Annotated in this window: 21 protein-coding genes; 13 read left to right on the top strand and 8 right to left on the bottom strand. The window is 65.3% G+C overall.

What is annotated here, in order from left to right; genetic code table 11:
* Nucleotides 1–8 precede the first annotated feature (8 nt).
* A complete protein-coding gene (locus QNI11_RS08480) occupies nt 9–1,010 on the bottom strand; it encodes a carbohydrate ABC transporter permease (RefSeq protein WP_100926950.1) in 1,002 nt (333 codons plus the stop codon).
* A 92-nt stretch (nt 1,011–1,102) separates the two neighbouring features.
* A complete protein-coding gene (locus tag QNI11_RS08475; RefSeq protein WP_283983086.1) occupies nt 1,103–2,368 on the bottom strand; it encodes an ABC transporter substrate-binding protein in 1,266 nt (421 codons plus the stop codon).
* 248 nt (nt 2,369–2,616) lie between these two features.
* Here QNI11_RS08475 and QNI11_RS08470 point away from each other — a divergent pair, with 248 nt between their 5' ends.
* The 6 genes from QNI11_RS08470 (at nt 2,617) to QNI11_RS08445 (ending at nt 9,917) form a co-directional block, all read left to right on the top strand.
* Nucleotides 2,617–3,657: a substrate-binding domain-containing protein gene (locus QNI11_RS08470; protein WP_283983085.1), complete on the top strand. Its 1,041-nt coding sequence runs from the start codon at nt 2,617–2,619 to the stop codon at nt 3,655–3,657.
* Nucleotides 3,658–3,666: 9 nt separating this feature from the next.
* Nucleotides 3,667–4,989, top strand: coding sequence for a GH1 family beta-glucosidase (locus QNI11_RS08465; protein WP_283983084.1), 1,323 nt, complete (start codon nt 3,667–3,669; stop codon nt 4,987–4,989).
* A gap of 11 nt (nt 4,990–5,000) precedes the next feature.
* Complete coding sequence (locus QNI11_RS08460) at nt 5,001–5,951, top strand: glucokinase (protein ID WP_283983083.1); 951 nt, start codon at nt 5,001–5,003, stop codon at nt 5,949–5,951.
* A 124-nt stretch (nt 5,952–6,075) separates the two neighbouring features.
* Nucleotides 6,076–6,987 (top strand): DMT family transporter, encoded by a 912-nt coding sequence (locus QNI11_RS08455; RefSeq protein ID WP_283983082.1) that lies wholly within the window; start codon nt 6,076–6,078, stop codon nt 6,985–6,987.
* 73 nt (nt 6,988–7,060) lie between these two features.
* Nucleotides 7,061–8,335, top strand: coding sequence for a phosphopyruvate hydratase (gene eno, locus QNI11_RS08450; RefSeq protein ID WP_283983081.1), 1,275 nt, complete (start codon nt 7,061–7,063; stop codon nt 8,333–8,335).
* A gap of 163 nt (nt 8,336–8,498) precedes the next feature.
* The gene (locus tag QNI11_RS08445; protein WP_283983080.1) at nt 8,499–9,917 is read left to right on the top strand and encodes an ATP-binding protein; all 1,419 of its coding nucleotides are present in this window, start codon (nt 8,499–8,501) and stop codon (nt 9,915–9,917) included.
* A gap of 92 nt (nt 9,918–10,009) precedes the next feature.
* Here QNI11_RS08445 and ccmE read toward each other — a convergent pair whose 3' ends face one another.
* The gene (gene ccmE, locus QNI11_RS08440; RefSeq protein WP_100926958.1) at nt 10,010–10,459 is read right to left on the bottom strand and encodes a cytochrome c maturation protein CcmE; all 450 of its coding nucleotides are present in this window, start codon (nt 10,457–10,459) and stop codon (nt 10,010–10,012) included.
* 199 nt (nt 10,460–10,658) lie between these two features.
* On the bottom strand, nt 10,659–11,687 hold the full coding sequence (argC, locus tag QNI11_RS08435) for an N-acetyl-gamma-glutamyl-phosphate reductase (RefSeq protein WP_283983079.1): 1,029 nt from the start codon (nt 11,685–11,687) through the stop codon (nt 10,659–10,661).
* A gap of 336 nt (nt 11,688–12,023) precedes the next feature.
* Here argC and QNI11_RS08430 point away from each other — a divergent pair, with 336 nt between their 5' ends.
* On the top strand, nt 12,024–12,767 hold the full coding sequence (locus QNI11_RS08430) for a DUF3592 domain-containing protein (RefSeq protein ID WP_283983077.1): 744 nt from the start codon (nt 12,024–12,026) through the stop codon (nt 12,765–12,767).
* A gap of 220 nt (nt 12,768–12,987) precedes the next feature.
* Nucleotides 12,988–13,605 carry a BLUF domain-containing protein gene (locus QNI11_RS08425; RefSeq protein ID WP_283983076.1) on the top strand — a complete coding sequence of 206 codons (618 nt, stop codon included), beginning with the start codon at nt 12,988–12,990 and terminating at the stop codon, nt 13,603–13,605.
* A gap of 2 nt (nt 13,606–13,607) precedes the next feature.
* On the opposite strand, the gene murI is transcribed toward QNI11_RS08425, so the two are convergent.
* From murI to QNI11_RS08410, 3 genes are all read right to left on the bottom strand, one after another.
* Nucleotides 13,608–14,420 carry a glutamate racemase gene (gene murI, locus QNI11_RS08420; protein ID WP_100926962.1) on the bottom strand — a complete coding sequence of 271 codons (813 nt, stop codon included), beginning with the start codon at nt 14,418–14,420 and terminating at the stop codon, nt 13,608–13,610.
* Nucleotides 14,421–14,444: 24 nt separating this feature from the next.
* Nucleotides 14,445–15,260 (bottom strand): lysophospholipid acyltransferase family protein, encoded by an 816-nt coding sequence (locus QNI11_RS08415; protein WP_373418444.1) that lies wholly within the window; start codon nt 15,258–15,260, stop codon nt 14,445–14,447.
* A gap of 196 nt (nt 15,261–15,456) precedes the next feature.
* The gene (locus tag QNI11_RS08410) at nt 15,457–17,373 is read right to left on the bottom strand and encodes an FAD-dependent monooxygenase (RefSeq protein WP_283983074.1); all 1,917 of its coding nucleotides are present in this window, start codon (nt 17,371–17,373) and stop codon (nt 15,457–15,459) included.
* A gap of 149 nt (nt 17,374–17,522) precedes the next feature.
* On the opposite strand from QNI11_RS08410, the gene QNI11_RS08405 reads away from it, so the two are divergent.
* Nucleotides 17,523–17,978 (top strand): MarR family winged helix-turn-helix transcriptional regulator, encoded by a 456-nt coding sequence (locus tag QNI11_RS08405; protein WP_283983073.1) that lies wholly within the window; start codon nt 17,523–17,525, stop codon nt 17,976–17,978.
* 4 nt (nt 17,979–17,982) lie between these two features.
* Here the strand turns inward: QNI11_RS08405 and QNI11_RS08400 are convergent, their stop codons facing one another.
* The gene (locus QNI11_RS08400; RefSeq protein ID WP_283983072.1) at nt 17,983–21,402 is read right to left on the bottom strand and encodes an indolepyruvate ferredoxin oxidoreductase family protein; all 3,420 of its coding nucleotides are present in this window, start codon (nt 21,400–21,402) and stop codon (nt 17,983–17,985) included.
* Nucleotides 21,403–21,568: 166 nt separating this feature from the next.
* On the opposite strand from QNI11_RS08400, the gene QNI11_RS08395 reads away from it, so the two are divergent.
* The 4 genes from QNI11_RS08395 (at nt 21,569) to purL (ending at nt 26,115) form a co-directional block, all read left to right on the top strand.
* On the top strand, nt 21,569–22,474 hold the full coding sequence (locus tag QNI11_RS08395; protein WP_100926967.1) for a LysR family transcriptional regulator: 906 nt from the start codon (nt 21,569–21,571) through the stop codon (nt 22,472–22,474).
* Between the two features lie 356 nt (nt 22,475–22,830).
* Complete coding sequence (locus tag QNI11_RS08390) at nt 22,831–23,208, top strand: YbaN family protein (RefSeq protein ID WP_283983071.1); 378 nt, start codon at nt 22,831–22,833, stop codon at nt 23,206–23,208.
* A gap of 71 nt (nt 23,209–23,279) precedes the next feature.
* A complete protein-coding gene (locus QNI11_RS08385; RefSeq protein WP_283983070.1) occupies nt 23,280–23,849 on the top strand; it encodes a DUF6151 family protein in 570 nt (189 codons plus the stop codon).
* Nucleotides 23,850–23,955: 106 nt separating this feature from the next.
* Nucleotides 23,956–26,115: a phosphoribosylformylglycinamidine synthase subunit PurL gene (gene purL, locus QNI11_RS08380; RefSeq protein WP_283983069.1), complete on the top strand. Its 2,160-nt coding sequence runs from the start codon at nt 23,956–23,958 to the stop codon at nt 26,113–26,115.
* Nucleotides 26,116–26,168: the final 53 nt, after the last annotated feature.

Here is a 26,168-nt window from a genome sequence, read left to right as displayed (position 1 = left end):
CCTGCGCATCAGCGCATTTCCCGGCGCGCCTGCACCACGTTCCACACGAGGATCGGCGTCACGAGGACCATGATGATGATGGCCGAGGCGGACCCCACGCCCCAGTCGTTGGCCCGGAACAGCTTGTCGAACATGTAGTTGGCCAGAACCTGCGTGCCCCACTGGCCATTGGTCATGGCGAACACGATGTCGAAGATCTTCAGCACCACCAGCGTGATCGTCGTCCAGACCACCATGATGGTCGGATAGATCTGCGGCACCTTGATCTTGAAGAAGATCTGGAAGGGACCGGCGCCATCGACGATGGCCGCCTCGACCGTCTCTTCGGGGATGCCGCGCAGGGCGGCAGAGAGGATCACCATGGCAAAGCCGGTCTGGATCCAGATCAGCACCACCATCAGGAAGAAGTTGTTCCACAGCGGGATCGTCAGCCACTGCTGCGGCTCGCCGCCGGTGAAGAACACGTAGAGGGCATTCAGCACGCCGATCTGCTCGGTGCCCGGCGGGCGGGCGTCGTAGACCAGTTTCCAGATCACCGACGCGCCGACGAACGAGATTGCCATGGGCATGAAGATCAGCGACTTCGCCACGTTGCCCCAGCGCAGCCGGTCGGTCAGCTGCGCCACGATCAGCCCGAAGGCGGTCGACAGCGCGGGCACGACTATCAGCCAGAGCATGTTGTTGCGCATCGCCTCCCAGAACTTCGCCTCGGAGAACATCTGAGTGTAGTTGTCGAACCCGGTCCACGCACCGCCCATCCGCCGGTCGGTCAGCGACAGGCGCAGCGTTTCGAGCACCGGATATGCAAGGTAGAGCGTCAGCGCAAAGAGCGCAGGAAACAGGAAGAGCCACGGCCGCACCATGTTGGCGCGGTTGATGTTGCGCCCCGCCTTGGGGCCCTTGGCCGGGAACAGAACCTTGTCCAGGATCTGGTTCGAGGCCCAGAAGTAGGCGAGACACGCACCCACTCCGATCACGATCGTCAAAAGACCCTGTAGCGCCGGATGCATCGGCCCGTCTCCCCCGCTGTATGCAACCCCGCCCCGGACCCGGCGCCACGCGGGCGTCCGGCATGTGTCCGGGGCGGACTTCGTTCAGGCGCTTACTTCAGCGCGTCCCAGCTTTCCTGGATCTCGGTCGCCACCGCTTCGGCGGATTCGCCTCCGGCGTAGTCCACCATGCCGGTCCAGAAGGAACCAGCGCCCACGCCGCCCGGCATCAGGTCGGAGCCGTCGAAGCGGAAGGTGGTGGCGCCCAACAGGATCTCGTTCATCTTGCGCAGCGTCGGGTCGGAGAACGCCTCCGGGTCGACACCCTTGTGCGGGGTCAGGAAGCCTTTGAGGCCCATCCAGATTTCGTGCGCCTCGGGCGTCTGGAGCCAGGTGATCAGGTCATGCGCGGCCTGGTTCTCGTTGGTGATGGCCCAGAGGGTGCCCGCACCCAGAACCGGCGTGCCGAGGTCCTTCTCGGCGTAGGCCGGGAAGTAGAAGAAATCCGCGTCCAGCCCCACTTCGGTGCCTTCCGGGAAGAAGGCCGGGATGAACGACGCCTGGTGGTGCATGTAGCACTGCGGCGGCGAGGCAAAGAGACCCTTCGGGCTGTCGCGGAAGTCGGTGGAGGCGACGGCGCCCCGGCCCCCGGCCACGCGGCCATCCTCGATGAACCAGCCGAATTCCTCGATCGCACCAACCACCTTCGGGTCGTTGAACTTCAGGTCGTTGCTGACCCAGGCGTCGTAGTCCTCGGGCGACTGCGTGCGCAGCATCATGTCCTCGACCCAGTCGGTCGCCGGCCAGCCGGTCGCACCGCCGGACCCGAGCCCGACGCACCACGGCGTCTCGCCGTCCTCGACCATCTGCTCGGTCAGCGCCTTGAGGTCTTCCAGCGTCTCGGGAACCTCGTAGCCCGCGTCCTCGAAGTTTTCCGGCACGTACCAGACCAGCGACTTCACATCGACCTTGTAGAAGAAACCGTAGAGATGATCCTCGCCGTCCGGACCGGCATAGGTGCCGAGGTCGACCCAGGACTGCCCGGCCGCGTAGTTCTCGGCCACCCAGTCGGCCACGTCTTCGCCCAGCGGGGTGAGGAAACCGCGCGAAGCCATGTCGGACGCGAGACCCGGCTGCGGGAACACCGACACGTTCGGCGCAGAGCCGGCTTCGGCGTCGACAAGGATCTGCTGCTCGAAGCTGTCGGAGCCGACGTAGGACACGTTGTGGCCCGACTGTTCGGCGAAGGCATCCAGCACGGTTTCGACCATTTCCTGGTCCGGCCCGAGCCACGGACCGAAGACCGTCAGGTCCTCTGCCTGCGCTGCTCCGGCACCCAGCGTGCAAAGGGCAACACCGGCATAAAGCGAAGTTTTCATGAATACGTCCTCCCGGTATCCCGCCTGCCGGCGGGTGAAACTGAGCCCAACCACGCCCGCTCCGGCAGAGAGATCCAAAGCGCTTTGAGCGAGGTCAGCCTTTCCTAATCAATAGCGTGTGTCAACCGTGCGTCCAACAAATTAATGAAAAGCGCCGCTGCGATGCAGCATAAAGCGCCGCATTGCATCATGCCCTGTTCACGAACATTCCCTTGACAAAGCCAAAGCGCTTTGGATCACATGGCACAATGAACCTCAAGGAACTCGCAGAGCATCTCCACCTGTCGCAGACGACCGTCAGCCGTGCGCTGAACGGCTATCCGGAGGTGAGCGAGAAGACGAGAGCGCGCGTCAAACAGGCCGCGCGCGACATGAATTACAGCCCCAACACGCGCGCCAAGGGGCTCGCGACAGGCCGCGCCCATGCCATCGGTCACATCCTTCCAATCTCTGCCAGCCATGAGATGGTGAACCCCATCTTCGGCGATTTCATCGCGGGCGCCGGCAACGCCTACTCCCGCGCCGGGTACGAGATCGTCATCTCCCTCGTCTCCGACATGGAGGAGGAAAAGGCCTACCGTTCCATCGACGCGCGCGGGATCGTCGACGGCATCATCGTGCACGGCCCGAAGATGTCCGACCCGCGAATCGCCTTGCTGGCGGAGCTCGGAATGCCCTTCCTGGTGCATGGCCGCGCCTCCCAGGTGACGGAGCCGTACTCCTGGCTCGACATAAACAACGCCGGGGCCTTCCAGCGTGCGACGGAATTCCTGCTGGACCTCGGCCACGAACGCATCGCCCTGATCAACGGGCTGGAGTTCATGGATTTCGCCTATCGCCGCCGAATCGGCTACGAGGCGGCACTGGCAGGGCGCGGCATGACACCCGACCCGGCCCTGATGCGGGCCGAGGAAATGACGGAGGTCTACGGCTTCCGCACCGCCGCCGAAATGCTGGCCGCCGACCGCCCGCCGACAGCCTTCCTCGTCTCGTCGATGATCACGGCCATCGGTGTGCGCCGCGCGATCCACGATGCCGGGCTGCAGATGGGGCGCGACATCTCGGTCATCACTCATGACGACGACCTCGGATACCTCAAGAACGGGCATTCCGTGCCGATCTTCACCGCCACACGCTCCTCCGTTCGCGAGGCCGGGGAACGTGCGGCGGAGATGCTGCTGGACCAGATCCGCAATCCCGGCGGCAAACCCCTGACACACCTCATGGAGGCAGAGCTGATCATCGGCACCTCCACCGGCCCGGCCCGCAAGGTCCCCCAACCGACATAAGGTTTCTCCATGCGCCACAAGCGATCCGATTTCCCCGAAGCCTTCCTCTTCGGTACCGCAACGTCCGCCTACCAGATCGAGGGTCATGCCTTCGGCGGTGCGGGCCGCACCCATTGGGACGACTTCGCCGCCACCCCCGGCAACGTGGTCCGTGCCGAGAACGGCGACCGCGCCTGCGACCACTATCACCGCTTCGCCGAGGATCTCGACCTGGTGAAGGCGGCGGGGCTCGATGCCTACCGCTTCTCTATCAGCTGGGCGCGCGTTCTGCCCGAGGGCACCGGCACGCCGAACGAAGAAGGTCTGGATTACTACGACCGGCTGACCGACGCGATGCTGGAACGCGGCCTGAAGCCCTGTGCCACGCTCTATCACTGGGAGTTGCCCTCCGCGCTGGCCGACAAGGGCGGCTGGCGCAACCGCGACATCGCAGCTTGGTTCGGCGAGTTTACCGAGATCGCCATGGAGCGGCTTGGCGACCGGATGTTCTCGGTCGCGCCGATCAACGAACCGTGGTGCGTGGCGTGGCTGTCGCACTTCATGGGCGGCCACGCACCCGGCCTGCGCGACGTGCGCGCCGCTGCCCGCGCGATGCACCACGTCCTGCTGGCCCACGGCACGGCGATCCAGACGATGCGTGGCCTGGGCATGTCGAACCTCGGCGGGGTCTTCAATCTCGAATGGGCGACGCCGGCCAATGGCACGCCCGAGGCGCAGGCCGCCGCCGCCCGCTACGACGCGATCTACAACCGCTGGTTCCTGGGCGGCGTGTTCAAGGGCGCCTACCCGCAGGCGGCGCTCGACGGGCTGGAGCCGCATCTGCCGGAGGGCTGGCAGGACGACTTCCCGACGATCCAGGCGCCGCTCGACTGGTGCGGGCTGAACTACTACACCCGCAAGCTGATTGCGCCGGATGCAACGCCCTTCCCCTCACTGAAAGAGGTCGAAGGGCCGCTGCCCAAGACCTTCATGGACTGGGAGATTTACCCGCAGGGGCTGGAAGATTTCCTGACGCGCACCGCCAAAGAGTACACCGGCGACCTGCCGCTTTACGTCACCGAAAACGGCATGGCCTCTCCGGACGTGCTGGTCGACGGCGCCGTGAAGGATCCCTCGCGGACCGCCTTCCTTGAGGATCACCTCGACGCGGTGCAGCGGGCAATTGCCGCGGGCGTGCCGGTGTCGGGCTATTTCATCTGGTCGCTGCTCGACAACTACGAGTGGGCCCTGGGGTATGAAAAGCGCTTCGGTCTGGTGCACGTCGACTTCGAAACACTTGAAAGAACGGCGAAATCCTCCTACCACGAACTCAAGGCCGCGCTGCAAAGCTGAAGGGATCAGCCATGATCACCCCCGTTTCCGTAACCGTCGACATCGGCGGCACGAACACACGTGTCGCCCTCTGCGACGGGGGCGAGGTGCTGACCGGCACCATCCAGCGCTACCGCAACGCCGAACATTCAGGCCTCGAGCCGATCCTCGACTCCTACCTTTCCGCTTATCCGCTGGTCGGCGCGATCTGCATCGACATGGCCGGGCCGGTGAAGGATGGGGTCGGCACGCTCACCAATCTCGACTGGACGATCGATGCGCGGGCCCTGTCGGCCCGCACCGGCGGCGCGCGCGTGGTGGTGTTGAACGACCTGCAGGCGCAGGGCCACTCCGTCCCGCATCTGGATGCGGGCAGCCTCCTGACGTTGATGCCTGGCCAAGCCGCGCCTAGCGACGTGCGGCTGGTCGTGAACGTCGGCACCGGGCTCAACGCGGTGCCGGTGCATACCTCAGGGACGCTGACGCTGGTCCCCGCGGCAGAGGCCGGGCACATCACCCTTCAGGCCCGCGATGCGGAGGAGCTGCGGCTGATCGACTGGATGAGCACGCGCCTACCGTCTTCAGGCATGGAAGAGATCCTGTCAGGGCGCGGGCTCGAGAACCTCGACGAGTTCATCGGCGACGGCGCCGGGCGGCGCGATGCGGCAACGGTCATGGAGGCCTATGCGGCAGGCGAGGACCGCGCCCGGAAGGCCGCGACGATCTTCGTGCGCTACCTCGGACGGTACGCGGGCGACCTTGCCCTGACAAACCTGCCCTTCGGCGGCGTCTTCCTTGTCGGCGGCGTCATCCGGCACCTCGGGCCGCACCTGATGGACCTGGGCTTTGCCGAGGCGTTCCGGGACAAGGGGCGGTTCGCCGCCTTCATGGAACAGTTCCCGGTGCATCTTGTCACCGACGACTACGCGGCGCTGCGCGGATGTGCAGCCCACCTGCAGGAACTGCAGACCGCATCGAACTGACAATCCGCCGGTCATGTCGCCCGCCTGACCCTCGATCGACGGCGGCGGCGGTTCCCTGACACCAGCAGAAATGTGCGCTCGGCATGCATCTTGCCGAATCCTGCAAACCCGGTCACAAGGCCGCATGACCCTCCGCGCCATTCTTCTCATGATCCTGTCCATGGCCCTGCTGGCCGGGTCCGACGCCTTCTACAAGCTGGCCACCCAGCGCGCGCCCATCGGCGAGGCGATGACCCTCGTTGCCATCGGCGGCACGGTGTTCTTCATCGCGTTGGCCATGGCAATGCGGGTGAAGGTCCTGACCAGGGACGCGCTGCACCCGATGATCCTCCTGCGCAACGGATTCGAGATCATCGGCGCCATCGGTCTCGTCAACGGCCTGGCCCATGTGTCTCTGCCGGTTTTCGCGGCGATCATGCAGACCGGACCGCTGATCGTCACCATCGGTGCGGCGATCTTCCTGAAGGAAGTTATCGGCCCGCGCCGCTGGTTCGCCGTGGCCGCCGGGATCCTGGGCATGCTGCTGGTGATCCGCCCGTGGTCGGCCAGCTTCACCGGGTACGAACTCTTTGCGGTGATGGGCATTGCTGGCCTCTCGGGCCGCGACCTCGTCACCCGCCTTTCGCCGTCGCACATCCCGGCCCTCGCCATTTCAACCTGGGGCTTCGCCGTGACCATCCCCGCGGGCATCCTGCTGTGGAGCCTGGCTGACCGGCCGTCGGATTACTCTGCCCCGACGCTGTGGTTCATGTTGGGGGCCATCGTCGTGACCACGCTGGGTTACCTCGCCATCACGACGGCGATGCGCATGGCCCCGGCCTCTGTCGTAGCGCCCTTCCGCTACACCCGCCTGCTGTTCACCCCGGCGCTCGGCATGCTGATCTTCGGCGACCGTCCCGACCTGATGACATATCTCGGCGCCGGGATCATCTTTGCCGCGGGGCTCTACACCTTCCTCAGGGAACGCGCCATCGCCCGCACCGTGGCGCCCGCGGCACCGGCGTTAGCGCAACCCGCACGCCAGAAGGCGTGTTAGCGGTAACGCCACCGTTTACTTTCCCCCCCGGCCTGATAAACCTCCGGACAAACGCCCAGCTCCGGAGACAGCCATGAGCACCATCATCGACATCCACGCCCGCGAGATCCTCGACAGCCGCGGCAACCCGACCGTCGAGGTCGACGTTCTCCTCGAAGACGGCACCATGGGCCGGGCCGCCGTGCCCTCCGGTGCATCGACCGGCGTGCACGAGGCCGTGGAGAAGCGCGACGGCGACAAGTCGCGCTACATGGGCAAGGGCGTCCGCGATGCGGTTGCCAGCGTGAACGGCGAGATCGCCGAGAACATCGTCGGCTTCGACGCCACCGAACAGGTCGCCATCGACCTCACGATGATCGAGCTCGACGGCACCGACAACAAGGGCCGCCTCGGCGCCAATGCGATCCTCGGCGTGTCGCTGGCTTGTGCGAAGGCCGCCGCCGACTTCTCCGGCCAGCCGCTGTTCCGCTACGTCGGCGGCACCTCTGCCCGCACCCTGCCCGTCCCGATGATGAACATCATCAACGGCGGCGAGCACGCGGACAACCCGATCGACATCCAGGAATTCATGATCATGCCGGTCGCGGCAGAGAACATCGCCGACGCCGTGCGCATGGGGTCCGAGGTCTTCCACACCCTGAAGAAGGAGCTTTCGGCGGCGGGTATGTCCACCGGCCTCGGCGACGAGGGCGGCTTTGCACCGGAACTGAAAGGCACGCGCGACGCGCTCGATTTCATCCTGAAGTCCATCGAGAAAGCGGGCTACAAGCCGGGCGAAGACATCTACCTCGCGCTCGACGCCGCCTCTACCGAGTACTTCAAGGACGGTAAGTACGAGATGAAGGGTGAAGGCCTGTCGCTCTCGCCGGACGACAACGTGAAGTACCTCGAGGCGCTGGTAAACGACTACCCGATCATCTCCATCGAGGACGGCTGCGCCGAGGACGACTGGGACGGCTGGAAGATGCTGACCGACGTTCTTGGCAACCGCTGCCAGCTTGTGGGCGACGACCTGTTCGTCACCAACCCCAAGCGCCTGTCGATGGGCATCGAGAAGGGCTGCGCCAACTCCATGCTGGTGAAGGTCAACCAGATCGGCACGCTGACGGAAACGCTCCAGGCGGTCGAGATGGCGCACCGCGCGCGCATGACCAACGTGATGTCGCACCGGTCCGGCGAAACCGAGGACGCCACCATCGCCGATCTCGCCGTCGCCACCAACTGCGGCCAGATCAAGACCGGCAGCCTCGCGCGCTCCGACCGGCTTGCGAAGTACAACCAGCTCATCCGGATCGAGGAGATGCTGGAAGACACCGCGATCTATGCCGGTCGCTCCATCCTGAGATGACAGCAGCGGGCTGGCGCAACCCAAAGGCGCCAGCCCTATACGCATGAGACCGCGCCGCGGGGCAATACCACCCTGACGTCCATAGAGCGATTGTCTCCGCCCGCCTATGATGGCATCCGGTTTCCGGCGCTTGCCGGGGGTCGGGACGCGCAGGGTGCACGCTATGGGTTCTCCAACATACGACGACAGGCTCGAGGAGATTCGCCGGGCCGAGCACAGATCGCGGTCCGACACGCTGCTGCGCATCCTGCTCGTCGGCATCGGCGCCACCGCCTATTACATCGCCCGGCCAGACCCGCTCGTCATCCTCTGGTTCATTGCACACACCGGCTCGGAACTGACGATCATGGCGCTGCTTGCGCGGCGGAATGTGCGCACGCCGCTGTTCGACATCGCGGTCGTGCTTGCGGCCTACGCCATCTCCGGCCTGATCTTCCTGTCTCTGCCGATCTGGATCCTCGCCGACGCCCCCGGCCCCGGCATGATTTTTGCCGCCGCGGTCACATTGATCGGCTACACGATCTACCTGCTGCACAGGCGTCAGAGGGACAGTGCGATCATTGCCGTCGACATATGCCTTCTGCTGACGATCTTCGGGGCGGCGGCGGCGATTGCCCTGCCGCTGACGCGCAGTTGGCAGGAGGCCGCGCTGGTCCTCGTCGCGGACGGCGCCCTGACGACCTATGTCATCGTCTCGCTGCTGGCCGACGCGCGGCAACAGGCACAGCTGCGCGAAGCGCAGCAGAAGTACGCCAACGCCCAGAAGGCCCGCGCGCTGAACCAGTTCGTCGGCGGCGTGGCGCATGACTTCAACAACCAGCTGACCGTCATCCTCGGCCATCTCGAACTGTTCGAGATGCTCGACACGCCGGAGGATCGGATGGCCGCACTCGACCTCAGCCGCAGGGCCGCGCGCCGGGCAGCCTCCACCGTGCAGCAACTGCTCGCCTCCTCGGGCCGCACGCGCCTCAACCCCATGAGCCTGCCCCTCGGCGGCTTCCTCGACCGGCTGCAGGACCTGCTGGGCGATCTGCTCGACCCGGGGATGCAGATCACGATCGTACCACCGGCCGACGCCCCGACCGCCTACGTGGATGCCGACATGCTGGAAACCTGCCTCGTGCAGCTCTGCCTGAATGCGCAGGACGCCACGCTCGGGAACGGCAAGGTTCGCATCTGGGTGGAGACACGCGATGCCCCTCCCGACCCGGCACATAACGCCGAAAGCCCGCCGCCCTATACCGTCATCTTCGTCGAGGACAACGGCCCGGGCGTGCCCGAGGAGGCGCTCGCCCTGCTGACGGAGCCGTTCTACACCACCAAGGGCAAGACGGAGGCCTCGGGCCTCGGGCTCTCCGCCGTCTCGGGATTCACCCGGCAATCGGGCGGGCTGGTGCACATCACCCGCGCGCCGCGCGCCGGCCTGCGCATAGCGCTCGTCCTGCCTGCCGAGCAGTGGACAGCACCGCCCTCCGGCACCGGGACACAAAGGGACGAGACGCGTGGATCGGCGATCCGGGACACGGACATCAACCCCGACTCCGCCCGCCGCATCCTGACCGCGATGTCAAAGGTGGACTGACAGGCCGCAAACACGGTCCCGGAATCTGCGGTCCGGTCAGTCGATTGCGCGCCCTGAGCGAAGCACCATGATCAGGCGCCAGACGCCCACGATCAGCTCTCGGGTTCCTGGTAGACGCCTTGCGCCTTGAGCGCGTCGACCACTTCCTTGGGCATGTAGGTTTCGTCGTGTTTCGCAAGGATTTCAGAGGCTTCGAAGACACCGTTCACGTAACGGCCGGTGCCCACCATGCCTTGGTTCTCGTCGAACAGGTCCGGCAGCACGCCAGTGAAAACGACCGGCACCGTCGCGCCCCCGTCCGTCACCCGGAACCTGACCGTCTCGCCGACGCCCCGTTCCAGAGAGCCGTCCTCCACAAGGCCACCGATGCGGAAGACCTCGTTCGGTGTCGGCGGCTCCTCCATCACCTGGCTCGGGGAGCGGAAGAAGTTGATCCCGTCCCGCATCGCATAGCCGATCAGGCCGGTGGACACGATCAGTGCGACCGCCGCCAGCGCCACAACCTGGATGCGCCGCTTCTTCTTCAGCGATTTCAGTGCCATGTCCGTCCTCCCAAAGATCGGTGCATCGCTATATATGCGATTCCCCGCCCCGCGGGGAGACCTGTGGCGATTTGCCCGTCCCGATTGGCGGAACGGGCCGCACACAACCCTTCATCTTGGCCCAAATACCTCGGGGTCCGGGGCAGCGCCCCGGGAGACAGAGCGCGCGCAAAAGCGCGCTCTGTCAGTACGCACGATCCTACGGGAAGCAGGGCGCCAGCATCAGCCCGGCGGTTTCCTCGACACCCAGCATGAGGTTGGCGTTCTGCAGGGCCTGCCCGGAAGACCCCTTGCACAGGTTGTCGAGCGTCGCGACCACGATGGTCCGCCCCGGCAGCCGGTCCGCCACCACCCCGATATGCACGAAGTTCGACCCGCGCACGTGGTGGGTGGAGGGCGTCTCGCCGAAGGACAGCACCTCTACAAAAGGTTCGTTGGCATAGGCGGCTTCCAGCGCCATGTTGATCGCCTCGGCCTCGCCCTTCACGTAGCAGGTGGCGAGGATGCCGCGGTTGAATGGCCCGAGATGCGGCGTGAACTGGATCTTCACCTCGCGCCCGGCCAGCTTCGAGAACTCCTGGTCGAACTCGCCCAGGTGCCGGTGCGTGCCGCCGACCGAATAGGCGTTGGTCCCTTCCGAGAGCTCCGCGTGCAGCAGGTTTTCCTTCAGCGACCGGCCCGCGCCGGAGACGCCGCATTGCAAGTCGAGGATGATCTCGTCCAGGTCGATCACGCCGGCGGTGATCAGCGGCCGCAGGATGTACTGGCCGGTGGCCGCGTTGCAGCCGGTGCCCGCCACCAGCCGCGCCCCGGCGATCTCGTCGCGATAGAACTCGGTCAGGCCGTAGACCGCCTCTTCCTGCATCTCGACCGCGGCATGGTCGTTGCCGTACCACGTCTTGTAGGCGGCCGGGTCACGCAGACGGAAGTCCGCGGACAGGTCGACAATCTTCAGGCTCTTGGGCAGTTTCGAGATCACCTCCTGGCTCGTCTTGTGCGGCAGGGCGCAGAAGCACAGGTCGATCCCGGAAAAGTCGATCTGTTCCCACGTCACCAACGTCGGCAGGTCGAGGTGGCGCAGGTGCGGAAAGACCTGGGCCATGCTCTGGCCGGCCTTGGAATTGGCGGCCAGCGCCTTGATCTCGAATGACGGGTGGGTGGCGATCAGCCGGATGAGTTCCGCGCCGGTGTATCCGGACGCGCCGATGATGGCGATGGACTGGGTCATGAGACACCTTTCATGAAAACGAAGGATGGGCTGCAGGTGCCGCGCCCTGGCGCGGCATGAACGTCATCGTCGCAAATCGTTGCGGGTCCCGATCATGCAGTATCTCCTTTGATTTCTGCATTAGCGCCAAAACGCATCTGTCGCAACTGCTTCGCTCGGGGCGCCATTCCGTTACCGACGGGCGGACAACACCGTGGCGACCGACGCCCCCCTTCCTTCCACGCCGCGCGCCGCACTACCTTCCCATTCCCCAGCCCGAACACAGCGCCGGAAAAATCGTCCGACAGCAGTGACCTGCGCTTGATCTTGGCCTGACCCGGCGGCAATCTCCGCGCCATGCCAGCCGAACCGTCCCTTGCCAGACCGGTCTCCTTTTTCCGCCTCTTTCACCGGATGGGCGGCTGGATCGCCTATATCCCGCTGGTCATCACGCTGATCCTCACACTGGTCAGCCATTTCACGCTCCGCACGGCAGAGCGCTTCGATGCCGAGGGGGTCGAGGCCGTGGGCACCGTGCTCGGCCGCGATATCCGCATTTCGCGCGATAGCGACGGGGATGAGACACGCTCCTATTTCGTGAAGGTGGGGTTTACGCCGGACGGCGGCGCGCCGCTCACCGTCGAACAGAACACCGATGCCGCCACCCATGACCGAAGCGCCATCGGCACGCCGATCACGCTCTGGTACCTCGCGTCCGAGCCAAACATGATCGAGCTGTCGCGGGGCGAGAACCGGAGCGCCTCTGCCGTGACACAGGGCATCGCGCTGGTCTTCGGGGTGGTGTTCCTCGTCGCGCTCTGGGTCCCGGCCCGGCGCGCCATCGCCGCCCTGCGCGCACGTCGCTACGGTGCACGCGAACGGGCCGTTGTCACCGAACATGCGCGCACCCACATCACCGTCAATTCCCGCCGTCTATACCGACTCGCGTGGCGCGACGAACACGGGCGTGACGGGCAGAGCCTGCCCTATCGCCGGGACATGTTGCGCGCCTTTCCGGAGGGGAGTCGCATCACCGTCTATCAGGGCCTGACACAGGCATGGTGGGAAGGCGACACCGGCCCGCGGGACCCGCGCAGCTGAACGGCAGTCCCGGTCTGTGACGCAAGGTCAAAACGGACGGGCAACCACGCTCAAGCGAACCGTTAATATTTGATTGAAATGCTGTTGGGCGAGGCGTCCCTCGCAGGATGGCGGTGTCCCCTGCTCCGAAGCCGCCCGCAGTGCGGGCAAATGGCAGGACAGAGAACCTTCCTTCGGTGGCGGACGGTCGCAGGGCGCCTTGCCGGAAGGAGGGTCAACGATGAACGCCATGACATCCATCGCACGGCCCGGACGGGTCGCAACGGGACAGGGATATTCCGGCATGGCAGTGGTCGACTTCGACCACATCACCGGCGGCGCATCCGCCACCGGGCCGGGCAAAGAGGCCAAGGGCGCGCCATTGGTCCGGGCGATCTGCATCAGCCACACGCGCACCCGGCTGAGCGACCGGATCCTCGACCGCCTCATGGCCGAGACGGAAAAGCACAACGCCCTCCGGCAAGTGAGCGGCCTGCTGCTCTACAAGTCGCGCAACTTCTTCGAGGTATTGGAGGGGCCGCAGGACATGCTCGACCAGACGCTGGAGAGGATCTACCGCGATCCCCGGCACTACAAGATGAAGGTGATGTTCTACGGCCCGGCCCGGATGCGGCGCTTCGACGGCTGGTCCATGGGGTTCCGGCGGCTCGACGGGACGACCACGACCCTGCCCTGCTATTTCAGCCTGACGCGCCGCGAGCTCGAGGCACGTTTTCCGCGCGGCGCCACGAAGGAGATCATGTTCTACTTGCGCGGCTACCTGAACCTGAGGTTCCCACCCCCGCCACCCGCCGAGCCATCGCTGACCTGCCGGGTGATCCGGGACCTGAGCGCCTGAGGTCAGACCTTTTCGAAGGTGATCTGCCGCTTCATGAACTGGGTGGCATGACGCGACACGCGCGCCGGGTCGCCCGTCGTCAGGAACCGGCTTGTCGTGCCTTTGCCCATCATGTCCGGGTGTCGATCAAGGTAATCGGCCAGCGAATCCGGCACCAGCGTCGCCTGGCTGTAGACGTGCACCTCCGGCCCCAGCGCATCCTGGAAGATTTCCTGCATCAGCGGATAGTGCGTGCAGCCGAGGATGGCTGCTTCGGGCGTCGGCATCTTGCGCTTCAGGGCGTCCACATGGCTGCGCACCAGCGCCTCCGCAAGGATCATGTCGCCTTCCTCGATCGCGTCGACCAGCCCGCCGCAGGCCTGCGCTTCGACATCGACACCGATGGCCCGGAACGCCAGTTCGCGCTGGAACGCGCGGCTGCGCACCGTGGCGGGTGTGGCGAAAAGGGCGACGTGCTGGATACCCACCTCGCGCGGCGGAGAGTTGTCACCCCACTGGCGTGCGGTCAGCGCCTCGATCAGTGGCACGAAGACGCCCAGCACGCGCTTCTCGCGCGGGACCCAGGATTCCTGCATCCGGCGCAGCGCCGCGGCGCTGGCGGTGTTGCAGGCGAGCACGACAAGGTCGCAACCCTCGTCCCACAGACGCGAAACGGCCTGCGTGGTCAGATCGTAGATGTCGTTGGCATCGCGCACGCCGTAGGGCGCATGGGCGCTGTCCGCAAAATAGACGAAGGGCACATCCGGCAGCCGCTTCACCACCGCATCCAGTACGGTCAGGCCGCCGAGGCCCGAATCGAATACACCAACCGCCATGTCCTGCCCCGTGTGCCTGTCGCTTCAATGCCGCCGTGTCTTGTGCTTTTCCTCGAACTCGAACCCGTAGTCGAGAGATTTGAGCGGCGTCGGCGACAACTCATAGGTTCTTTGCCGGAGGAAATCCATCATCACGCGCGCGTCCTTCGCGCGTTCGGCGATCTCATGCGCGGGGATCGGCTGACCGATGGCGACGCGCACGGGTGTGTCCACGCGCTTGCGGAATTCCTTGATGAGCAACCCCATGCGCAGCGTCGTGTGCAGGTGCGAGGCAAGCTGGAACAGCCGCGAGGTATGACCGTCGAAATAGATCGGCACGACGGTCGCACCGGACTTCGCGATCATCTTCGCGGTGAAGGTGCGCCAGCCCGGGTCCATTGGTTGACCGAAGGGTTTCTCTGCCGTGGCCACGGTGCCGCCCGGGAAGATGCCGATGCAGCCGCCGTCGCCCAGATAGCGCAGGCATTCCCTCCGCGTATCGAGGTTCAGTTGCACCGCCTCCTTTGTATCGTCGAAGGAGATCGGCAGCACGACGCGGTTCAACTCTTCCGCCTTGCGAAAGACCCGGTGCGCCAGAATGCGGAAATCGCCGCGCACCACCGACAGGATATGCCCCAGCATCAGTCCGTCGAGGATGCCGTAGGGATGATTGGCGATGACGACGAGCGGCCCGTCCTTCGGCAGGTTGTCGAGCGATCCGCCGATGACCTCAAGCTGGAGCCCGTAGCGCTCCACCATGACCTCCCAGAAGTCACGGCCCTGCGCCACCTCGGATTCGTAGCCGGCGGCCCGGCGGATCAGCCCGAGGCGCCCGGTGGCGTTTTCCATGAAGCGGATCATCGCGCGGCCGCTGCGGGTGCTGGCCGAATAGGCGTAGGAAATGTCCCGGGTCACATCTTTGCGGATCACGGGCATGGCTCCTCCCCCTGCGCGTGATGCCGCAGTCCTTACTGCGGTTCGCGCCTTCTGACCAGAAATTGTAACGCCATGATGAAAGTAAGATGACGCAGCCCCGGGGCCGCGCCACCGCACCCGCCTACCCTTGCCGCAAGAGCACACCATCGAAGAATGCCGCCAGTTCCGCCGTTCCGTCCAGCGGCAGGACATTGGCGATATACTGGTCGGGCCGCACGACGATCATGCAGCCCTTCTCGCGGTCGATGCCGCGCATGTCGAAGATGTCGCCCATCCCCTTGTGATCGACGCAGAAGACCTTCTCGTGATCCTGAAGGCCCAGCGGCCCCTTGATCGGTTTCAGCAGCGGCGGCATGTCCTCCATCGCCACCGACTCGAACGTCTGCTGGAACACCACGCGCAGGTCGATGATCGCGTCCGGGTCCTCGCCTGCCCGCGTGCAGCGCACGACCGGAGAGGCCGGGTCCTTTGCCAGCCACTCCGCCAGCCGGTGGATGGCCGAGCCGGGCGCGGAGGTGTCCTTTCGCCGACCGAACGCGTAGATGCGCCAGCGCCCGTCCGCCTCTGCCACATGCCCTAGCTGCATCTGCATGGCGTCCGCCACGCGCACCACCGGCGCGGAGTGGAACCGGCGCCCGATCTCCTGCCCCGTGGCGAAGTGCTGGTGGGCGGGCTCTGCCGTCAGGGCCGACGCATCGTACTTCACCGCGAGGCCGCCGGTGAACATCAGGTTCTCGATGAACTGCTTCTGGAACCGCGGCATGCCCGAGCCGTCCAGTTCCGATTGCCCCGGCGGCGCCGACATGATCCGCGCCCACTGGTGATCGGTGTCGATCAGGCGCTTGGCCTCCACCCAGCGTTCGGCGGAATACGTGCGCAGCAGGCTGGCGTCGGCGCGGCCGGTCAGGACGTGTGCCAACTTCCAGCCGAGGTTGAAGCTGTCCTGCATCGACACGTTCATCCCCTGCCCGGCCTTCGGGCTGTGGGTGTGACAGGCGTCCCCGGCGGTGAAGACACGCGGGTTGCGGTCCTCGCCCGGTCCCACGTCGTCGAAACGGTCGGTCAGGCGGTGCCCGATCTCGTAGATCGACCACCAGACCACCTGCTTCACGTCGATGGTATAAGGCGCCATGATCCGGTTCGCGGCGGCGATCATGTCATCGGCCGAGAACTTTCGGCTGGAGACACGCTCGTCCGGATTCAGCTTGTCCAACTCGACATACATGCGGAACAGGTAGCCGCCTTCCCGCGGAAGGATCAGGATGTTGCCCTCGGACTGCGAGGCGACAAGGCACTTCTGCCGCACATCGGGGAAGTCGGTGTTGGCGAGGATGTCCATCACCCCCCAGGCCTGATGCGCCGCGTCGCCGTGCAACTGCCCGCCGATGGCCTTGCGCACGTTGGATCGGGCGCCGTCGCAGCCGACCACGTAGTTGGCCCGGACCGTCGCCGTCTCACCGGGATTGATGCCGGTGTTTTCCAGCGTGACCGTGACCGGGTGATCCTCGGTGTCCGGATCGACCACGACATCCACGACCGACCAGCCATAATCCGGCTCCAGCCGCGACGGCGCGTTGCGCATCACGTCGAGGAAAAGCTCATGGATGCGGGCCTGGTTGATCAGCGTGTGCGGCATCTCGGAGCTGTCCTCCGGCACGTCCTGCACCCTGCCGATCCGGCGGATGTGGGAGGGGTTCGCGGGGTCAGGCGACCAGAAGGCCGTCTGGTTCACCCAGCAGCTTTCGCGCTTCACCTTCTCGCCAAAACCGAAGGCCTGGAACATCTCCATCGTGCGGGTGTTCACGCCATCCGCCTGCCCTTTCTCGATCGGTCCCTGCTTGCGCTCGACGATCATCACGTCGATCTCCGGGAACCGCGAAAGCTGCGCCGCAAGGCAGAGGCCCGCCGGACCGCAGCCCGCGACCAGCACGTCCACCTCCCTTGGCAGGGGCGCATGTGGCCCTCTGTCCCGCCGGTTGGGTGCGGCGTTGCGGATGTCCGGATCTCCGCCACGAAAGCCGTCCAGGTAGAATTGCATGGTCTCTCCTCCTCGCGCCGCAGCCCTTCCGGCACCAATTGATAACTATACATATCATTTTTCGTCAATAAAAATAAGTATACAAATCATTCCCGTTAACCTATTGTCTTTGCTGACTTTCATGAAACACCGAACCTGCGGAGCGCGCGATGAAAGTGCATGCCATGCCCGGTCACCTGATTCGACGGCTGAACCAGATTTCGACGCAGGTGTTCTCGCGGCACATGGCGGATGCCGGGTACGATCTGACGCCCGTACAGTTCGCCGCCCTAGACGCAATTATTGCGCGCCCCGGCATCGACCAGGCCAGCGTCGCGGCGGCCATCGCCTATGACCGTGCGACCATCGGCGGAGTGATCGACCGTCTCGAACAGAAAGGACTGGTGCGGCGCGAGGTCAGCCGGCACGACCGCCGCGCCCGCGAGGTCCGCCCGACCGAAGAGGGCGCAGCCATGTACGAGACGATCCTGCCTGTCGTGACGGCGCTGCAGGAGGACGTGCTGAGCGGGCTGACCGCCGAAGAACGCAAGACGTTCATGACCCTCGCCCGGAAGGTCGTCGGCCCGGTGGAAGACACCCCTTCCGCGCCGACGAGCAAGGCGTGAGCGGTTACTCCGCCGCCTGAGACACCGGCGCGCCGCCCGCTTTCAACAGCGTCAGCAACTCCTCGCGGCGCTTGGCGGCCTTGGCCTCGTTGGCGATCTTGACCGGGCCGAACCCGCGGATCTGGAGAGGCAGTTCCGCCAGCGCGATCAGCGGGTCCATGGTCTCGGGCCGGGCCTTCGGCAGCCATTCGGCCATGTCGGCCTCGTACTGCGCGATCAGCGCCCGCTCCATCCGGCGTTCTTCCGACCGCCCGAAGACGTCCCAGACGGTGCCGCGCAGACCCTTCATCCGGGCCAGCATCCCGAAGACCTTCAGCATCTTCTCGCCGTAGGGTTTCTTCTCCGGGCGTCCGTCCGGCCCTTCCTTCGCCACCAGCGGCGGAGACAGGTGGAACGTCATCTCGAAGTCGCCGCCGAACTGCGCGCGTGCCTTGTCGCGGGTTTCGAGGTGCAGGCGCGCGACCTCGTATTCGTCCTTGTAGGCCAGGAGCTTGTGATAGCCCTTCGCGACCGCCTCTTTCAGGCGCGGATCGGCGATGTCCTTCAGACGCGCACGGTATTTTTTGGCCAGCGCCTCGTCCTGGTATTTCACGAGGTGATCGGCGCGGAAGGCGATCTTCTCATCCAGCGACTTCGGCTTGTCGACAACGACCGGCTCAAGCAGACGCGCGGCATCCTGCGGGTGCAGAACGGCCCAGCGTCCGATCTCGAACGCGCGCAGGTTGCGCTGGACGGCGGCCCCGTTCAGTTCCACCGCGGCGGCAATCGCATCGTGCGACAGCGGCACCAGACCCATCTGCCAGGCCGCGCCAAGGATCATCATGTTCGAGAAAATCGAGTCGCCCATCGTCGCCTTGGCAAGGTCGCTGGCGTCGAACATCGCGAGCCGGTCCTTGATCCGTGCCTCGAGCGCCAGTTTCAGCGCGTCGATCGGCAGGGCAAACTCGGTGTTGCGGGTGAAGTCGCCGGTGATGATCTCGTGGCTGTTCACGACGGCGCCGGTGCGCCCGGCCTTGGTCAGACCCAGCGTCCTGGCCCCGGCACTGACCACGAGATCGCCGCCGATCAGCGCGTCCGCCTCGCCGGTCGCCACGCGCACGGCCGAGATGTCGTCGGGCTTTTCGGCGATGCGCAGGTGGATGTGCACCGCGCCGCCCTTCTGGGCGAGGCCCGCCATCTCCATCATGGCCGCGCCCTTGCCGTCGATCTGAGCCGCCTGCGCCAGAACCGCGCCGATGGTCACGACCCCGGTGCCGCCGACGCCGGTCACGACCACGTTGAACGTCCCGTCGATCTTCGGCAGGTCCGGCTGCGGCATGTCGGGCAATTCGAGCTTGGCGACCTCTGCCTTCTTCACCTCTGCGCCTTCCAGCGTGACGAACGACGGGCAGAACCCCTTCAGGCAGGAAAAGTCCTTGTTGCAGGCGGACTGGTCGATGGCGCGCTTGCGGCCCAGCTCCGTCTCTTCGGGCACGATGGCCACGCAGTTCGATTGCACGCCGCAATCGCCGCAGCCCTCGCAGACATCGGTGTTGATGAAGACGCGCTTGTCGGGATCGGGGAACTGGCCGCGCTTGCGGCGGCGGCGTTTTTCGGCGGCGCAGGTCTGGATATAGAGCAGAACGGACACGCCCTCATGCTGCGCCAGCCCCTTCTGTACCTCGGACAGCTCCGCGCGTTCGTGCATCGTCACGCCGGACGGGAACGCGCTGAAGGCCACGTCCTCCTTCTCGTCATAGACCACGGCAACACGCTCGACCCCCATGGCGCGCACCTCGTCGGCAATGCGCTGGGGTGTGAGGCCGCCCTCGTTCTTCTGGCCGCCGGTCATGGCAACCGCGTCGTTGAAGAGGATCTTGTAGGTGATGTTGACGTCAGAGGCCAAGGCCGCCCGGATCGCCTGCACGCCGGAGTGGTTGTAGGTGCCGTCGCCCAGGTTCTGGAAAACGTGCCCGGTCCTGGAGAACGGCGCCTCGCCGATCCAGTTCGCGCCCTCGGCACCCATGTGGGTGAAACCGAGCGTCGAGCGGTCCATCCACTGCACCATGTAGTGACAGCCGATCCCGGCATAGGCGCGCGAACCCTCCGGCACCTTTGTCGACGAATTGTGCGGGCAGCCCGCGCAGAAATACGGGACGCGTGCGGCGATGTCGGGGGTGTTGTCGGCCCGCGTCGCCTCTTCGATCTTCCTGAGCCCGGCACGGACGGCATCGGTGCCACGGCCTTCCTCGATCAGGATCTCGCCCAGCTTGCGGCCGATCCACATCGGGTCCAGCGCGCCACGCGTCGGGAACAGCTCGTCCCGGTGCATGCCGCCCGCGCCGCCCTTGTACCAGCCGTAGACCCGCCGTCCGCGACGGTCGTCAAAGATCGCCTCCTTGACCTGCACCTCGATAAGCTTTCGCTTCTCCTCGACGATGACGATCAGTTCGAGATCCTCGGCCCAGTCGTGGAAGCCCTGCATGTCCAGCGGAAAGACCTGCCCGACCTTGTAGGTCGTGATGCCGAGCCGCTCCGCCTCGGCCTCGTCGATGCCCAGAAGGGTCAGCGCATGCACGAGGTCCAGCCAGTTCTTGCCCGCTGAGACGAAGCCGATCTTCGCCCCGGGCTTGCCCCAGACCCGCTTGTCCATGCCGTTCGCGCGCGAGAACGCCTCGGCCGCAAAGCGTTTGTGGTCGATCATGCGCGTTTCCTGCGCGTGGGGCGTGTCGCCGAGGCGGATGTTCAGACCGCCCTCCGGCATCGGGAAATCGGGCGTGACAAGGGACACGCGATCGGGACGGCCATCGACGACCGCCGTGGCTTCGACCGTGTCCTTCATCGTCTTCAGACCGACCCAGAGGCCGGAGAACCGGCTGAGCGCGTAGCCGTAGAGCCCGTAATCGAGGATTTCCTGCACCCCGGCGGGCGAAACGACCGGCATATAGGCATCGACCAGCGCCCATTCGCTTTGATGGAGGACGGTGGAGGATTCACCCGTGTGGTCGTCCCCCATGGCCATCAGGACGCCGCCGTGTTTCGAGGTGCCCGCCATGTTGGCGTGACGCATGGCATCCCCGGAACGGTCGACGCCCGGCCCCTTGCCGTACCAGAGACCGAAGACCCCGTCGAAGCGCCCCTCGCCCCGCAGTTCGGCCTGCTGGGAGCCCCAGAGCGCCGTCGCCGCGAGATCCTCGTTCAGGCCCTCTTCGAAGCGTATGTCGTTTTCGCGCAACGTCTTTTCGGCGCGGCGCATCTGCATGTCGACGGCGCCGAGCGGCGAGCCGCGATAGCCGGTGACATAGCCTGCGGTGTTCAGTCCCGCCTGCCGGTCCCGCGCCTTCTGCGTCAGCATGAGGCGGACGAGGGCCTGGGTACCGTTCAGGAGAACGGTGTCGCGGGACAGGTCGAAACGGTCGTTCAGGGTGATCTTGTGCTTGGTCATCCGGCGCCTCCCAACGCTGAAGTTATAAGCATTGTAGCGCAAATTTAGGTAAATACCACTGACCTTAATGGGATTTTTTTCCGCAAATGCCGAGCGTTAAGTCAACTTCTTATTCATTTAACAGATTCCGTCCATTATGTGTGCGCCAACAGCGGAAAGTGTCGGTATGGATTGGGACAAGCTCAGAATATTTCACGCAGTGGCAGATGCGGGTAGCCTCACACACGCTGGGGATGCGCTCCATCTGTCGCAATCGGCGGTGTCGCGGCAGGTCCGCGCGCTGGAAGAGGCGCTCAACACGACGCTCTTCCATCGCCATGCGCGTGGACTGATTCTCACCGAACAGGGTGAACTTCTGTTCGACGCCACCTCGTCGATGGTCAAACGCATCGACAGCGCCACCGCCCGCATCCGCGACAGCGAAGAGGAAGTCTTCGGCGAACTCAAGGTCACCACGACCCACGGGTTCGGGGCGCTGTGGCTCGCCCCGCGTCTGACCAAGCTCTACGAGAAATACCCCGACCTGAAGATCGACCTGATGCTGGAAGAGCGCGTGCTCGACCTGCCGATGCGCGAGGCCGACGTCGCGATCCGCATGAAAGAACCCAGCCAGGCCGACCTGATCCGCAAGCGCCTCATGTCGATCCGCATGCGCATGTACGCCTCGCCCGACTATCTTGCGGAGCACGGCGAACCCACGCGGCTGGAGGAGATGGTCTCGCACCGCCTGATCTGCCAGAAGCCCGGCGCGCCGCAGGTGCTGGCGGGCGAACAGCTCGTTCAGTCGCTGCTGGCCAACGATGTGCAGACCACGCTGACGGTGAACAACTACTTCGGCGTGCTGCAGGCCGTGATCTCGAACCTCGGGATCGGTGTGCTGCCCGACTACATAATCGAGGATTTCCCGACGATGGTCCGGGTTCTGCCGGACATCGAGAGCGTCGAGGTGCCCGTTTTCCTCGCATATCCTGAAGAACTCAGACAATCCAAGCGTGTGTCGGCCTTCCGGGATTTCGTGCAGGATGAAATTATCGCTCACCGCCGCCAGCGAAAGGCGATGGGCATGGACTGAATTCCCGCATGACGGGAAAAATCACTGTGGTATGCACGTCACGCATGGCGGGAATGCTGCAGGTGCGGCGTAAATGTCCTTGATCGATTCATGTGTGATGACATATTCGGCAGATGACGAAGCGATGCATCTTTTTCTTCGCATCATACCTCCCTGTTGGACTACGGCCGAGCTTTGTGCTCGGCCTTTTTTTTTGGCCGAACCTCTTCTTGCTCGCCCTTCCCTCATCGCAATGGCGGGAACGGCACATGACAAGCCGTGCCGCGACACAACGCCAATGGACCCGCCCTTCCCACCCGCCATCACGGCGCTACCCTGAAAACCAGTAGCAGCAACCTCACGGACACCCGCGCCAGATGCCCCTTCGACCGCACATGTTCGCCCGTCCGGTCTGGGTCACGCTTGGCGCGCTGTCCCTCGGTCTCGGCATCATTGGCATCGTGCTGCCGATCCTGCCGACCACGCCCCTGGTGCTGCTGGCGGCGTTCTGCTTCGGCAAGGGCTCTCCCCGGCTGCGGCTGTGGCTGGAAACGCACCGGACCTTCGGCCCGCCGATCCGCGCATGGGAAACGACCGGCGCCATCTCGCGCCGTCACAAGCGCATGGCGCTGGGGATGATGGCCGTCACCTTCGGCATCGGACTGATCCTTGCCCTGCCGCTGCACGTCCTCGCGATCCAGGCGGTCTGCTTCCTTGGCGCTGGCACTTACGTCTGGACGCGCCCGAACGCGTGAACCGCCCCTGCGCTTGCGGCGACGGGCAAAACCGGTAACGTCCGCCCGTATTCGAGACAAAGGATTCCTGTATGTCGTCTTCGCTGATGCTTTCCTGTTCCTGCGGCAGCATGTCGTGGAGCCTAGCCTCCTCCGCGCCGCGCCGTCATGTCGTCTGTTACTGTGCCGACTGTCGCAGCTTTCCGAAAGCCCTCGGCCATCCGGAGTTCCTTGATAAGAACGGCGGCCTGTACATCCTTCAGACCGTGCCCGGCCATGTTACGATCACCCACGGGCATCAGCACCTGGCCGCGCTGAAACTCTCTCCGAAGGGCATGGTGCGTTACCATTCGGGCTGCTGCGGCACGCCCATCGCCAACGTGCTCGAAAAGAAGACCCTGCCCTTCGTCGGCCTCGCCATCCCCGCGCCCGCCGAGCAATGCGGCCCCGTCCGCAGCCGCGTCAACGTCGACAGCACCCGCGGCAAGGTGAAGGAGCTGAATCCAGCGGCCGCCTTCTTCACCGTCTTCGGGCGCGCCGTCGGGGCTGTCTTCAAAGGCAAGACCAACGGCCCGTTCCATGGCGAAGACGGGCTGCCGGTGGTCACGCCCCGGGTGCTGACTTTGGCAGAACGCAACGCCGCGCGCACACCGCTGGACTGACGGCCGGGGTGCGCGCACCTGCTGCACCAAAGCGGCCGCGTGCCCCCTTCCCCCTGCCGCGCCCTTGCCTTAAACGGGGCGCGCAACGCCACGTCAGGGGAAAGACATGCAGGAACCGGACATCACCGAAGATCTGATCGCGTCCCACGGGATCAAGCCGGACGAATATGCCGAGATCCTGCGCATCCTGAATCGCGAGCCCACGTTCACCGAACTGGGCATCTTCAGCGCGATGTGGAACGAGCACTGTTCCTACAAATCCTCGAAGATTCACCTCAAGAAGCTGCCGACAACCGGCCCGCAGGTCATCTGCGGCCCCGGCGAGAACGCGGGCGTCGTGGACATCGGCGACGGGCAGGCCGTGGTCTTCAAGATGGAAAGCCACAACCACCCCTCGTACATCGAACCCTACCAGGGTGCTGCGACCGGCGTGGGCGGCATTCTGCGCGACGTCTTCACCATGGGCGCCCGTCCCATCGCCGCGATGAACTCGCTGTCCTTCGGCGCGCCGGACCATCCCAAGACCCGCCAGCTCGTGCACGGTGTTGTGGAAGGGATCGGCGGCTACGGCAACGCCTTCGGCGTCCCGACCGTCGGCGGCGAGACCCGTTTCCACAAGGCCTACAACGGCAACTGCCTCGTGAACGCTTTTGCCGCGGGCCTCGCAGACGCCGACAAGATCTTCTACTCCGCCGCTTCGGGCGTCGGCCGTCCGGTCGTCTACTTGGGCGCCAAGACCGGCCGCGACGGTGTCGGCGGCGCGACCATGGCCTCGGCGGAGTTCGACGAGAGCATCGAGGAAAAGCGCCCAACCGTTCAGGTCGGCGACCCCTTCACCGAGAAGCGCCTGATGGAGGCAACGCTGGAGCTGATGCAGACCGGCGCCGTGATCTCGATCCAGGACATGGGTGCGGCGGGCCTGACCTGCTCGGCGGTAGAGATGGGCGACAAGGGCGGCCTCGGCATACGGCTCGACCTCGAGAACGTGCCGCAGCGCGAAACCAACATGACCGCCTACGAGATGATGCTGTCGGAATCGCAGGAACGCATGCTGATGGTGCTCGACCCCTCGAAGGAGGCAGAGGCCAAGGCGGTCTTCGACAAGTGGGACCTCGACTTCGCCATCGTCGGCGAGACCATCCCCGAGGACCGCTTCCTCATCATGCACAACGGCACCTGCATGGCCGACCTGCCGCTGTCCAAGCTGTCCTCGAGCGCGCCGGAATACGACCGCCCGCATGTGCCGACACCGGAAGCCGCCCCGCTTGCGGACGTGCCCCAGATCGACCCCATCGACGGCCTGAAGGCGCTGCTGGCCAGCCCGAACTACGCGTCGAAGGCGTGGATCTACGACCAGTACGACAGCCAGGTGATGGCCGACACCATGCGCACCCCGGGCTTCGGCGCGGGCGTGATCCGGGTGCACGGCACCGACAAGAAGCTGGCCTTCACCTCCGACGTGACGCCGCGCTACGTGAAGGCGAACCCGGTTCAGGGCGGACGGCAGGCGGTGGCCGAGGCCTATCGCAACCTGACCGCCGTGGGCGCCAAGCCCTTGGCCACGACCGACAACCTCAACTTTGGCAACCCCGAGAAGCCGGAGATCATGGGCCAGTTCGTCGGTGCGCTTCAGGGCATCGGCGAGGCCTGCCTGGCGCTCGACATGCCGATCGTGTCGGGCAACGTGTCACTTTATAACGAAACGGACGGCCAGGGCATCCTGCCCACGCCGACCATCGGCGCCGTGGGCCTGATCTCCGCGGGTGAAGAGCCGATCCTCGACACGCCGCGCGACGGACACGTGGCACTCCTGCTGGGCGAAACGGCGGGGCACCTCGGCCAGTCCGCGCTTCTGGCAGAGGTCTTCCACCGCGAGGACGGCGACGCCCCGCATGTCGACCTGGACGTCGAGCGTGCCAACGGCGACTTCATCCGCGCCAACCGCCAGTGGATCAGGTCCTGCACCGACCTCGCCGACGGTGGCCTTGCGCTGGCGGCGTTCGAGATGGCGGCGGCGGGCAACACCGGCGTGCAACTGGACACCGACGACACCGCGCAGCTCTTCGGTGAGGATCAGGGTCGCTACCTGATCGCCTGCAGCTTCGACGCGGCCGAGGCGCTGATGACCGCAGCCGGACAGGCGGGCGTCACGCTTTCCTCCGTCGGCAAGTTCACCGGAGACACTGTGCGCATGGGCGCATCCGAGGCACCACTGGCCGAGCTTCTGGAGACTTACAGGTCTTCCTTCGCGGCGACCTTCGCCTGACACGATGCGCGGGGCGGACCTGTTTCCGCCCCGGCCCCCTTGCCTTCAGGGCC

Origin of the sequence: Sagittula sp. MA-2, from assembly GCF_030126985.1 — a bacterium.
Lineage (GTDB): Bacteria > Pseudomonadota > Alphaproteobacteria > Rhodobacterales > Rhodobacteraceae > Sagittula.
Note: the sequence above shows the minus strand (reverse complement) of the source record. Positions and strands in the feature narration are given on the sequence as shown.